Source organism: Halogeometricum sp. S1BR25-6 (assembly GCF_031624495.1).
Lineage (GTDB): Archaea > Halobacteriota > Halobacteria > Halobacteriales > Haloferacaceae > Halogeometricum > Halogeometricum salsisoli.
The window spans coordinates 247,855-260,477 of the sequence record NZ_JAMQOP010000002.1; the positions used below are offsets into that span (position 1 = coordinate 247,855).

Sequence of the window (12,623 nt, forward strand, 5' to 3'; positions counted from 1 at the left end):
CCGTTTCGGCGTCCACCGTCGGAGGACGGTCGGGGTGCTCGCGCGGTTCGACGGCGTTGCCGCCGGTCAGGCACCCAGACAGCCGGCGAACAGCACGACAGGGCGACCCTCAGGAGGACGAGAGCGCGCTGGTTCACGTCGGTACTGTAGGGCCGCTGAAAAGATACCCCTTCCCGCCCGCGCGGGTCCGTGGTTTCAACCCGCCGGGGGGCGACATTCCGCGTATGCCGCGCACCACCGTCGCCGAGTTCTCCGTGGAATCACTGGAAATCCTCGCCCCCGACGGGAGCGTCGACGAGGAGTTGGAACCGTCGCTCTCGGAGGAGACGCTGTTCGACATCTACCGGACGATGCGCCGCGCGCGCCGCCTCGACGAACGCGCCGTCGCCCTCCAGCGACGGGGGGAGTTGGGAACGTACGCGCCCGGAACCGGCCAGGAAGCGGCGCAGGTGGCGAGCGCCGCCGCCCTCGCCGAGGACGACTGGGTCGTCCCGGCGTTCAGAGAGCAGGCGGCCCTGCTGACGCGCGGGGCGTCGATGGAGAACATACTCGCCTACGCGATGGGACTCGAAGAGGGGGCCGAGAGTTCGGCCGAGGACCGGGCGCTGCCGCCGGCGATTCCCGTCGGGTCGCAGGCGCTCCACGCCGTCGGCATCGGGTGGGCGCAGGCGATACGCGGCGATGACACCGCCGCCATCGCGTACTTCGGCGACGGCGCCACGTCGACGGGCGACGTGTACGAGGCGCTGAACTCCGCCGGCGCCTACGGCGCGCACACCGTCTTCCTCTGTCAGAACAACCAGTACGCCATCTCGACGCCCCGCGAGAACCAGACGCGCGCGGAGACGCTGGCGCAGAAGGCCGTCGCCGCCGGTATCGACGGGATTCAGGTCGACGGCAACGACGCGCTGGCGGTGTACGAGGCGACGCGGTTGGCGCTCGAACGCGCGCGCGAGGGCGACCCCGTGCTGGTCGAGGCGCTGACGTACCGCCGGTCGATGCACACCACCTCCGACGACCCGCGAAAGTACCGCGAGGAGGAAGAGGAGGTCGACTGGGACCGCAAGGACCCCATCGCGCGGTTCGAGGCGTACCTCCGCGGACGCGGAATACTCACCGACGAGCGAGTCGAGGAACTCGCGGCGGAGATAGAGGCCGAACTCGAAGACGCCGTCGCGGGTGCGAGGGAGACGGCCGCCGAGGCCGACCCCGCCGACATGTTCGAGCACGCGTACGCGGAGACGCCGCCGTGGCTGGAACGTCAGGCGGCCGCGTTCGAGGGAGGTGACGCCGATGGCGAGTGACCTGCGACTGGTCGAGGCGGTGAAGGCGACGCTCGGCGAGGAGATGGCGCGCGACGAGTCGGTCGTCCTCTACGGCGAGGACGTCGGCGTCGCGGGCGGCGTGTTCCGCGCGACGGACGGCCTGCTGGACGAGTTCCCGAACCGCGTGTACGACTCCCCCCTCGGCGAGTCGGGCATCGTCGGCACCGGCGTCGGACTCGCCGCCGCCGGGATGCGGCCCGTCGCGGAGATACAGTTCCAGTCGTTCCTCTATCAAGGGTTCGCGCAACTGCAACAGCACGCCTCCCGCCTCCGGAGTCGGTCGCGCGGCGGGTTCTCCTGTCCGATGACGATTCGGACCCCGTACGGCGGCGGCATCCACGCGCTCGAACACCACTCCGAGAGCTTCGAGGCCGGATTCGCCCACGTGCCGGGGCTCAAGGTGGTGATTCCCTCCTCGCCCGCCGACGGCAAGGGGCTGCTCGCGGCATCGATTCGGGACCCCGACCCGGTCGTCTTCATGGAACCGACGCGGCTGTACCGCTCGCTCCGCGAGTCCGTCCCCGACGACGACCACGTGGTACCGCTGGGCGAGGCGGCGGTGGCCGAGGAGGGCGCGGACGTGACCGTCGTCGCGTGGGGGTCGATGCTCCAGCGGACGCTGAGCGCCGTCGACGACGTCGACGCGGACGTGGAAGTCGTCGACCCGCGGACCGTCTACCCCCTCGACACCGACACCATCACCGAGTCGGTGAAGAAGACGGGACGGTGCGTCGTGGTCCACGAGGCTCCCGGGACGGCCGGCTTCGGCGCCGAAATCGTCTCCCGACTCACCGAGACGGCGTTCTACCACCTCGAAGCGCCGCCCGAACGGGTCACGGGGTACGACGTGCCGGTACCGATGTTCGCCCGCGAGGACGCCTACCTCCCGGACGAGGAGCGCATCGCCGCCGGAATCCGCCGGGCCGTCGAGGCCTGAGACGGCGCGGACTGGGGGGAAGAAGAACGGGCAGTCGGGCGGTCGGGCGGTCGGCGCGTATCGACCCCGCGTCGGTCAGCCGCCGACCAAACGGTAATGGGAGTCGCCCCCGTGAGATTCGACAGCACGGTTCGGGTCGCCCGTCCTCACCGTCGGGCGGTCCCGTCGACGCCGCGACTCACCCGCGGACGATGGCCGGCGCCTCACGCTCCCATGTACGAACACGACATCACGCTGACGGTGAACGGTGCGACGGAGGAACTGACGGTCGAGTCGCGCACGCTGCTCGTCCACGCCCTGCGCGACGGACTGGGATACACCGGCCCGAACGTCGGTTGCGAGAGCGGGAAGTGCGGCGCCTGCACGGTCCACCTCGACGGCGACGCGGTCAAATCCTGCACCCTCCTGGCCGTCCAAGCCGACGGCGGAGCGGTGACGACGGTCGAGGGGATGGCGACGGCCGACGGCGCCGACGGCCCCGACGACGCCGCGGACGCCCTCCACCCCATCCAGCGGGCGTTCCACGAGGAACACGGCCTCCAGTGCGGCTACTGCACCCCGGGGATGGTGATGACGGCGGCGCAGGTGCTCGAAGAGAATCCGGACCCCTCGCGCGAGGCGATTCGCGCCTCGCTGAAGGGGAACATCTGCCGCTGTACGGGCTATCACAACGTCGTGAACGCCGTCGAGTCGGCGGCCGACTCGTTGCGGAACCTCGATTCGTCGACGGAGGGCGAGTGAGATGTTCCCGCCGCAGTTCGGCTACCGGCGGGCGGGCAGCGTCGCGGAGGCGGTGGACCTCCTCGCGGAGTTCTCAGACCGGGACGCGCGGGTGCTGGCCGGCGGTCACGGTCTGCTGCCGGACCTGAAAGCCGGCCGCGAAGCCCCCGACGTACTCGTCGACGTCGGCGGCGTCGACGACCTGCGGTACGTCGAGGCGGAGGGCGGAGCGACGGCCGTCGGCGCCTTGACGACGTACGCCGACGTCGACGAGAACGAGAGACTGTGGTCCCGCGCGACGGCGTTCGCGGAGGCCGTCTCACACGTCGGCGACGTGCAGATACGCAACCGCGGCACTGTCGGCGGCAACCTCGCGCAGGCCGACCCGTCGGCCGACCCGCCCGCGGCGGCCCTCGTTTCGGAGGCGACGCTCGTCGCCCGCGGTCCGGACGGGCGGCGCGACATCGACGCTGCGGACTTCTTCGAGGGCGACGGCGGGACGACCCTGCGCGACGGGGAACTCCTAACCGAAGTTCGGATTCCGGCGGTGGACGATGGAAGCGAGGGTAGCGGGGCAACCGCCGGCGGCGCCTATCACAAGGAGACCCACCCCGCCTCGGGGTACGCGCTCGTCGGCGTCGCCGCCGCCGTCGTCGTCGAAGACGGGGACGTGACCGACGCCCGCGTCGCGGTCAACGGCGTGACCGACCCGCCGCGCCGACTCGCGCCCGTCGAGGCGGCCCTCGACGGCGCGCCGGCGGACGCCGAGAGCGTCGAGGCCGCCGCCGACCGGGCGACGGAGGATATCGACCCCGGTGCGGCCGTCTCGGACGCGTACGCCTCCGGCGCCTACCGCGTCGAGGTGCTCCCCGTCCACGTCCGTCGGTCGCTGGAGACGGCGCTCGACCGGGCGACGGGCGCGGCGGCGACGCCGACCAGACCGCCGCACCGCCCCGCCGCCGACGACGGGGGTGACCGCCGGTGAGCGACGCGCGGGATGGACGCGCGAACGACGCGCGAGACGCCGGCGGCACACCGGACGGGTCGGCCTCGGAGGACCGACTCGTCGGACGGGGAATCGACCGCCGCGAGGACGCCGAACTGCTTACCGGGCGAGCGACGTACACCGACGACATCTCGGCGGACGCGGCGCACCTCGCGTTCGTCCGGAGCGCGGTCGGACACGGCCGAGTCGAGTCGATAGACGCGAGCGAGGCCGAGGAGATGGCGGGCGTCCTCGGCGTCTACACGTGGGACGACGTCGACGCCTCGCCGTCGCCCGGCGTCCTCCCGATTCGGACCGAGTCGCTGGACTGCGAGGTGCCGGGGCATCCGGTGCTGGCGCGCGACCGGGTTCGCTACGAAGGGCAACCCATCGCCGCCGTCGTCGCCGAGGACCGCTACGTCGCCCGCGACGCCGTCGAGGCGGTGCACGTCGAGTACGGGACGCGCCCGGCCGTCGTCGACCCCGCCGAGGCGACCGAGGACGGTGCGCCGACGCTGTACGAAGGGGTACCGGACAACGTCGCCCTCGATGCCGAACTCGGGGACGAGACGACGACCGAGGAGGCGTTCGCGGCCGCCGACCGGGTGGTGGAACTCGACCTCGTGAACAACCGCCTCGTCGCCAGCGCACTCGAACCGCGGGCGGCCCTCGCCCGCTACGACGCCGACAGGGACTACTTCACCGTCGAGTTGACCAGCCAATCGCCGCACGGCCACCGACGCAAGCTTTCGGAGACGCTCGGACTCGACGAGGAGCAGGTCCGGGTCGTCGTCCCGCGCGTCGGCGGCGGGTTCGGGCACAAGGGCCACCACCACCCGGGTGAGGCGATGGCCGCGTGGTGCGCGCGCGAACTCGACCGGTCGGTCAAGTGGACGGCGACTCGTTCGGAGAACTACCGAGAGGGGGCGCACGCCCGCGACCACCGGACGACCGCTGCAATCGCCGTCGACGACGACGGTACCGTGCGCGGACTGCGGGTCGACACGCGCGCCGCCGTCGGCGGCTACGGCCTCGGCGGCGGTGCGTCGATGCCGGGATGGTACGGCCGCCTGCTGTCCAGTCAGTACCGCATCCCTGCCATCTACTGCCGGACGCGCGCCGTCTTCACGAACACCGCGCCGGTCCACTCCTACCGCGGCGCGGGCCGCCCGGAAGCCATCTACGTGACCGAGCGACTGATGGACGCCGCCGCGGACGAACTGGGCATCGACCCCGTCGAACTCCGACGCCGAAATCTCATCGAACCCGACGAGTTCCCCTACGAGACGGCCGTCGGCGCCTCCTACGACAGCGGCGACTACGAGACGGCCTTGGACGAGGCGCTGGACGCTATCGGGTACGGCGAGGCGCGCGAACGGGCGGGAGAACCGGGCGACGACGGCCGCTACCGGGGAGTGGGCGTCGCCTGCTTCACCGAGTCGACCGGCGGCGGATTCGAACGCGGCGTCGTCCGCGTCCGCCGCGACGGGAGCGTCGCCGTCTACGCGGGCACCCACTCGCACGGACAGGGTCACGAGACGACGTACGCCCAACTCGTCGCCGACGAACTCGGCGTTCCGTACGACGACGTCGAGGTGGCTGAGGGCGACACCGACGACACGGCCGACGGAACGGGCACGTTCGGCAGTCGGAGCACGATTACGGGGGGAAGCGCCGTCGTCGAGAGCGCGCGGGACGTGCTGCGGGCGGCCCGCGGCGTCGCGACCGACCTACTGGGCGTCGACGCCGCGGACGTCGTCTCCGAGGGGGGCGCGTTCCGCGTCGTCGGCCGGCCCGAACATTCGGTGTCGTTCGCGGACGTCGCGTGCGCCGCCGCCGAGGCGGAGAACGAAAGCGGGGACGAGAGCGACGCCGGCATCGCCTTCGAGGCGTCGACGCGCTACGAACCCGACGGCACGGCCTACGCGTTCGGGACGCACACCGCCCTCGTCGCCGTCGACGCCGAGACGGGCGCCGTGGAGATAGAGCGGTACGTCGCCGTCGACGACTGCGGCGAACGCGTCAACCCGACCATCGTCGAAGGGCAGGTGCACGGCGGCGTCGCGCAGGGTATCGGACAGGCGCGCTCGGAAGGGGCCGTCTACGGCGACGACGGGCGTCTCCTGACGGACTCGATGCTGTCGTACGCCCTGCCGCGGGCCTCCTCGCTTCCGGACATCGAGACGCGCGCGACGGTGACGCCGAGTCCGCGCAATCCCCTCGGCGTCAAAGGTATCGGCGAAGCCGGCACCATCGCCGCCCCGCCGACGGTGGTGAGCGCCGTCGCCGACGCCCTCTCGTCGTTCGGCATCGCGCACGTCGACATGCCGCTGACCGAGGAGAACGTCCTCGCCGCGATACGCGAAGTCGACGGCGGATAGCGTCGGGAAAAACCGTGGCGGGCGTCGGTTCGGTTACCGCCGTCACGGGCTCTGAGTCGCGGCCGCGTCGCTCCAAGCGTGGAGTTGTCGGAAGATGTCGCCCGAGACACTAACGGCCGGTCTCATCCCGAGGCGGCGTGCCGCGTCGACCGGGAAACCCTCGTGTCAGGCGGTCCGTCTTTGCGGCGCGGACGGTCCGAACTGTCGCGCACCTGGGTTCTCCGCCTGTTCATCGCTCCCTGGTGGGACAACTCGGGCGGGGACTAACGGTGCGCACCGGACGTAGAGCGCCGACGATAAAGGGCGTTCCGACTCCGCTCAGAGGACGTACTCCTCTTCGGACAACTGGACGTAGCGGTCGTCGCGGAACTTCCGTTTCGTCTTCTTGTAGTTGGCGACGAACCGGGCCGCCGAGAGGCCCGAGCGAATCTTCCCCATCTTGAACAGACCGTCGTCCGAACTGGCCGCCATGAGTTTCCGGGCGACGGAGAACGCGCGGTCCCAGTCGTCGGGGCCGTAGTCGCGGACGACTTCCGCGAAGGCGACGTTGCGCCGAACCTCCTCGCCGATGGCGTCCTTCCAGCGGTCGTTGTAGTCGGAGAGGTCGCCCGAGGCGGCGAGTTCGCCGGCGATGGCGCCGGTGCGGACGGCCACGTGGTCGCCGCCCTCGTGGAACGCCGAGGTGGCGCCCATCGCGCCGCCGGTGACGGCGATGCCCGCCGCCGTCGGAGAGTCGACCGGACGGGTCGACGATATCGCGTACGTCTCCGTTCCCTTCGTCTTCCCGCGGTCCTCGACGAGGGGGAAGTCCTCGTCGATGTCGTACTCGTCGCCGTACTCCTGTTCGAGCAGTCGCCGGACGTACTCTTTGCCCCGCGGGACGCGTTCGTCGGAGTCGCGGAGCAGTTTGTACTTCTCTCTGGCCTCCACCTCCGAGAGGTCGATGCCGATGGGCATCGTCAGTCCGATGCGGGCGACGTTGTCGTCGTTCGGGAACACCCACGGGTAGGCGGTGTGCCCGGGCATGTAGCCCCACCAGAACTTGATGGCGCCCTCGACGTCGCGGGCGACTTCCTCGGGCAGGCGGCGATGCTCCTGGTAGGCGATGTGGTTCACCTTCGTCGTCGCCAGTCTGTCGGTGACGTCGAAGTCGAGATAGCGGTCGAGCACCCGGTTCGTCACCTGTCGCTGCGGACCGTCCGCGAGGACGAGGAACTCGCCCGCCACGTCGTCGCCGTTCGCGAGGCGGACGGTGTGGCGCGGCGTCCCGTCCAAGTCCGTCTCCACGTCGCGAACGGAGGCCTTCACGCGGTACTCCGCGCCCGCCTCTTCGGCCCTGTCGCGGAGGAAGTCGTCGAAGCGCGCGCGGTTCATGCAGTAGCCGAAGTGGTCGTACGAGGCGTCGAACCCGGTTGTCCGCATCGTCAGCGACTCGTTCGGCCCGACGAACTCCGCGCGGTCCAGCGTCGAGAGGACGACTCCCTCCGGCATCTCGTCGGGGTGGATGCCCATGATGTCGACCCAGTAGTCGAGGATGCCCGCGGCGTCCGTCGAGTCGGGTCCGAGGCGGTCCGGGCGGTCCGCTCGCGGCACCCCTTTCTCCAGCACCACCGCCGACGCGCCCGACTCCGCGGCGGCGTGCGCGGCGGCCGACCCCGCGGGGCCGCCGCCGACGATGACGACGTCGAATCGCTCCATGCCGATACTGGTTCTCGGTTCGGTATTAAACCCGGTGAACCGGCGACGGCGCCCTACTCGTCCTCGTCGGGGGCGGTCGATACGTCAGTGAAGGCGAACCGCATCCCGTCGCCCCCGTCGGCACGGTCGTGACACGACGGGAGTGCCACCGGAAACGGCACCGCCCGCCGGATGAGGTGGTCCTTTGTAGCCGCTTTCGGAAGGGAGTGCCAACGATGAGTCAAGACGACGCGCCCGACATCGCAGTGCTTCGACAGAAGATTCACGGACTGTCCGCCGAGGAGTACGCGGAGACGCTCAGAGAGCGACTCCCGGAGAAGGATATCGCCCTCGCGCGGACGCCGACGGAGGAGCGGGACCTACTGAAGCGGGTGTCCGTCGCGACGGGCTTTTCCATCGAGGAGGACGCCCTCGCGGAGGCGGAGAACCTCGAACTGTTCGCCTGCGTGTTCGCCGGGACGGGCCACCTCCCCCTCGAGGCCCTCGACGAACGCGGCGTCGCCGTCACCAACGCCTCGGGCGTCCACGGCCCGAACATCGCCGAACAGGTGCTCGGCGGCATCCTCTCTTTCTCCCGCCGGTTCCACGTCGGGTGGCGGCAGAAACAGCGCAACGAGTGGCGCTCGTACCCTACCTACGAGCTACAGGGGTCGACGGTGACGGTGCTCGGCCTCGGCGCCATCGGGCAGGCCGTCGTCGACCGTCTGGAACCGTTCGGCGTCGACACCATCGGCGTGCGCTACTCCCCGGAGAAGGGCGGCCCCACGGACGAAGTCGTCGGCTTCGAGGACGAGTCGGGCTTCCACGACGCCCTCGCTCGCTCGGACTACGTCGTCGTCGCCTGCCCCCTGACGGACACCACGCGCGGCATTCTGGACGCGGACGCGTTCAAGACGATGGACCCCGAGACGGTCCTCATCAACGTCGGCCGCGGTCCCGTCGTCGACACCGACGCCCTCCTCGACGCCCTGCGCGGCAACGCCGTCCGCGGCGCGGCCCTCGACGTGACCGACCCCGAACCGCTCCCCGACGACCACGAACTGTGGGGCTTCGACAACGTGCTCATCACGCCGCACAACGCGGGTCACACGCCGGAGTACTGGGAGCGCATGACGGACATCATCGAGGAGAACTTAGAGCGGTTGGAGTCGGGCGAGGAGGAACTGCGGAATCAGGTGTAGACGGGACGACTCGGGCGTACGGGCGCACCAAGCGGCCCGCGAGAGCCGCACGGCCTCGGAAGCCCTCCCGTTCCTTCCCGTCGCTTCGTCCCGTCAGGGCGTCCGACTACTCGTTCGACCCCCCTGTGACGACTTCGTAGGGCCGCATCATCTCCTGGTCCTCGTGTTCGAGGATGTGGCAGTGCCAGACGTACCGCCCGGCGAAGTTCCCGAACCGGCTGGCGATTCGGACCGTCTCGCCGGCGTACACGTTCACGGTGTCTTTGTTCCCTCGTTCGGTCGGTTCCGGGGCGTCGGTTCCGTTCGGGCCTCTCCCGAGGACTTGGAAATCCACGAGATGCAGGTGGATGGGATGGGCGTCGCCGGTCCGGTTCTCCAGTTCCCAGACCTCAGTGGTCCCGAGTTGGGGCTTGGTCAGCACGGGGTCCCCCCAGTGTTCGCCCGGGGCGGGTCGGCCGCCCTCTTCGTCGAGGAAGTGGGTGTCCAATCCGTTCAGCGCCCCCGTGTCCAGCCCCATCCGTCGGGTCTGCACCGCCGCCTCCTCCTTGAGCACCTCCGGACCGGGCAGGCGAAGCGAGGTCGGGTCGACTGCGGGGTCCTGCGGCGTCTCGTCTCTCACCGTGAACTGCGCCAACTCCGGGAGACCCGCGCCGTCCGTCCCGGTCGACGCACCGGGACTCTGGAACGGGAAGTCCGCGTCGTTGGTGACCGTCAGCGTCTCGCCGGCGAAATCGGAGAAGTCGACGACGACGTCCGCACGTTCGGCCGGCCCGAGGAGAAGCGACTCCGTGGCTTCGTCCGGTCCGATGGGAACCACGTCCCGGAGGAACCCGAGGTCGGTCCCGATCTGATACATCGTCGGCGGGTCTTCGCCGTCCTCGCTCTCCAGTCGGACGTTGAAGAACCGCCCGTTCGACCCGTTGAGGAACCGGAACCGGTACTGTCCGGGATCGACGCTGAAACGGGGCCACGCCTGTCCGTTGACTACGGAGACGTCGCCGGAGACTTCGGCTTCGAAGCTCGAGGGGTACTGGTACCTGTCGGGGGCATCGTCGTCCGGATCTCCATCGAATGCCCGGTCCTGAAAGAGAATCGGGACCTCCTTGTCACCGCTGGGGAGGCCGAGTCGCTCTTCCTGCGGACCTCGGAGGAGGAAGAAGCCGGCGAGTCCGGCGTAGACGTTGAGACGCGTCAGGCCGAGGGCGTGGTCGTGATACCACAGCGTCGCCGGGTCCTGTCGGTTCGTGTAATCGTAGACGTCCTTGACGAACTGTGGTCCCTCGATGCCGTCCGGCGACGTCCACTGCTCGGGTAGGCCGTCGCTCGCGGACTCCACGTGGAGGCCGTGGGCGTGCGTCACCGCCCTGACCTCCGGAAATTCGCTGGAGTCTGCAAACTGGTCGGTCCACTCCGGATACCGGTCGCTGTAGTCCGACAGCTTCGTCCCGTGGACTTCCGTGTCGACGTCAAAGAGGTGACTCTCGGGGAGTTCGTTGACGAACTCGACCTTCATCGGCTGGTTCACGCGGCCCTCGATGGTCTTCCCCGGGTATTGACCCTCCTCGTCGTTCGGCCCCTTGTACCCCCAGACTGGGGTCGGGTCCATGGCCGGGTGGTGTTGGTGCATTCCGGGAGCCATCTCTATTCTGTAGTACGGTACCCCTCGGCGCGTCCCCGACGACGCCATGACGTCCGGTATCGCGTCCTCTATGTCGACGTCCTGCCACTCGAGGTCGTCGAGACCGAACCCCGGCGAGGTCAGATCGGTCGCCACCGCCGGCCTCGCGGCGACCGGGAGCATCGCGGCGGTTCCGAGTGCTGCGCCCGTCTTCAGGACCGTTCGGCGGTCGATTCTCCGGTTCGACTGTGAGTGCTCGTCTGTCATCGGTTTCACGAGGGTCCCAACCCTCTCCCCCCGACAATAGTTAGCATGGACTTTGTAATATTGACACTTCTCTGATAGACTATCGGGACACTACCGCTAACGTGGCAATTATTTCCGGGGGAAAGAGGATTCGCGGCAGAAGCGGGGCGACTCCATCGGGGTGCGGTTCTGAGGAAACGGACACTACCGTCCGGCGGACCCCGCCGGAAGCGGCGTGCCGCGAGCGGATAAACTCGACATTTATCTGAATTGAGACAAAGGTCCCGTCCTCAACGAGCGACCGAGGGACGGCCGGGACCGCTGTGCGGCGCCGTGCGACCCGACCAATCGACCCTCAGACCCAGCCCTCTTCGACCAGCAGTTCTCCGTTCAGCAGGGAGGCGCCGGCCGCGCCGCGAATCGTGTTGTGCGCGAGGCAGTTGTACTTCAGACCCGTGCCCGTCGTCTGAATCCCGCCCGCGGAAATCTGCATGCCGTCGCCGCGGTCGCGGTCCAGACGCGGCTGGGGCCGCACGGGGTCCTCGAAGACCTGGATGAGCTGTTCGGGGGCGCTGTGCAGGTCGACGCCCTCGTAGGAGCGCATCGCCTCGGCGGCGTCCTCGACCGTCGCCTCCTCGGCCGTCTCCGCGAAGACGTTCTCCAGGTGGCCGTCGATGGTCGGGATGCGGTTGCAGGAGGCGGCGACCTCCATCCCGTGCAGTTCGACGTCGGCGCCGTCGAACTCGCCGAGCAGCTTTCTGGACTCGGTCTCCATCTTGTTCTCCTCGCCGCCGATGTGCGGGATGGCGTTGTCGATTATCTCCATCGACGTGACGCCGGAGTAGCCCGCGCCGGAGACGGCCTGGAGGGTGGAGACGCGGACGGATTCGAGGTCGAACGCGTCGTCGAGGGCGGCCAGCGTCGGCACCATCGTGATGGTCGAGCAGTTCGGGTTCTTCACGAGGGCGCCGTCCCAGCCGCGTTCGTCCCGTTGGACCTCGATGAGGTCGAGGTGGCCGGGGTTGATTTCGGGAATGGTAAGCGGCACGTCGGGAGCCATGCGGTCGTTCGAGGAGTTCGAGGAGACGACGTAGCCCTCGTGGAGGAACTCGGGTTCCACCTCGGTGGCGACGCCGGAGGGGAGCGAGGAGAACAGAAGGTCGACGTCGTCCGGGACGGCCTCCGGTTTCGTCGGCCCGACCTCCATCCCCGCGATATCGTCCGGGATGGGGGCGTTCACGCGCCACTTCGCCGCGTCGCGGTAGGTCTTGCCCGCGCTCTCCTCGCTGGCGGTCAGCGCCGCGAGTTCGAACGTCGGGTGGTCGTCGAGAAGTTGGATGAATCGCTGTCCGACCGCACCGGTCGCGCCGAGGATACCGACTCGTACTACCATTGCCGTGGCTTTCCGTGGCACACCCATAAGGCCGTTTGGATTCGAGGCGTATTTCACGAACGTTCACCTTCGAGGCCGCAGTCTCCCGCTCGACAGACGTTCGTCCACTCCGACGCCGCGACGGGTTCGACGGGCGTCG

9 protein-coding genes are annotated in these 12,623 nt (G+C 69.4%); 6 read left to right on the forward strand and 3 right to left on the reverse strand.

What is annotated here, in order from left to right:
- The first annotated feature begins 224 nt into the window (after positions 1 to 224).
- The 5 genes from pdhA (at position 225) to NDI76_RS11270 (ending at position 6,348) form a co-directional block, all read left to right on the forward strand.
- A complete protein-coding gene (pdhA, locus tag NDI76_RS11250; RefSeq protein WP_310924171.1) occupies positions 225 to 1,304 on the forward strand; it encodes a pyruvate dehydrogenase (acetyl-transferring) E1 component subunit alpha in 1,080 nt (359 codons plus the stop codon).
- Positions 1,294 to 2,262: an alpha-ketoacid dehydrogenase subunit beta gene (locus NDI76_RS11255; protein WP_310924172.1), complete on the forward strand. Its 969-nt coding sequence runs from the start codon at positions 1,294 to 1,296 to the stop codon at positions 2,260 to 2,262. The genes pdhA and NDI76_RS11255 overlap by 11 nt, the downstream gene beginning before the upstream one ends.
- 213 nt (positions 2,263 to 2,475) lie before the next feature.
- Positions 2,476 to 3,003, forward strand: a complete 528-nt coding sequence (locus NDI76_RS11260) for a (2Fe-2S)-binding protein (RefSeq protein WP_310924173.1) — start codon at positions 2,476 to 2,478, stop codon at positions 3,001 to 3,003.
- Position 3,004: 1 nt separating this feature from the next.
- A complete protein-coding gene (locus tag NDI76_RS11265) occupies positions 3,005 to 3,967 on the forward strand; it encodes an FAD binding domain-containing protein (RefSeq protein WP_310924174.1) in 963 nt (320 codons plus the stop codon).
- On the forward strand, positions 3,964 to 6,348 hold the full coding sequence (locus tag NDI76_RS11270) for a xanthine dehydrogenase family protein molybdopterin-binding subunit (RefSeq protein ID WP_310924175.1): 2,385 nt from the start codon (positions 3,964 to 3,966) through the stop codon (positions 6,346 to 6,348). The genes NDI76_RS11265 and NDI76_RS11270 overlap by 4 nt, the downstream gene beginning before the upstream one ends.
- 318 nt (positions 6,349 to 6,666) lie before the next feature.
- Here the strand turns inward: NDI76_RS11270 and NDI76_RS11275 are convergent, their stop codons facing one another.
- A complete protein-coding gene (locus NDI76_RS11275; protein ID WP_310924176.1) occupies positions 6,667 to 8,046 on the reverse strand; it encodes an NAD(P)/FAD-dependent oxidoreductase in 1,380 nt (459 codons plus the stop codon).
- Between the two features lie 215 nt (positions 8,047 to 8,261).
- Here NDI76_RS11275 and NDI76_RS11280 point away from each other — a divergent pair, with 215 nt between their 5' ends.
- On the forward strand, positions 8,262 to 9,227 hold the full coding sequence (locus tag NDI76_RS11280; RefSeq protein ID WP_310924177.1) for a D-2-hydroxyacid dehydrogenase: 966 nt from the start codon (positions 8,262 to 8,264) through the stop codon (positions 9,225 to 9,227).
- A 106-nt stretch (positions 9,228 to 9,333) separates the two neighbouring features.
- On the opposite strand, the gene NDI76_RS11285 is transcribed toward NDI76_RS11280, so the two are convergent.
- Both NDI76_RS11285 and asd read right to left on the reverse strand, forming a co-directional pair.
- Complete coding sequence (locus NDI76_RS11285) at positions 9,334 to 11,112, reverse strand: multicopper oxidase domain-containing protein (RefSeq protein WP_310924178.1); 1,779 nt, start codon at positions 11,110 to 11,112, stop codon at positions 9,334 to 9,336.
- Positions 11,113 to 11,446: 334 nt separating this feature from the next.
- The gene (asd, locus tag NDI76_RS11290) at positions 11,447 to 12,484 is read right to left on the reverse strand and encodes an aspartate-semialdehyde dehydrogenase (protein ID WP_310924179.1); all 1,038 of its coding nucleotides are present in this window, start codon (positions 12,482 to 12,484) and stop codon (positions 11,447 to 11,449) included.
- Positions 12,485 to 12,623 lie beyond the last annotated feature (139 nt).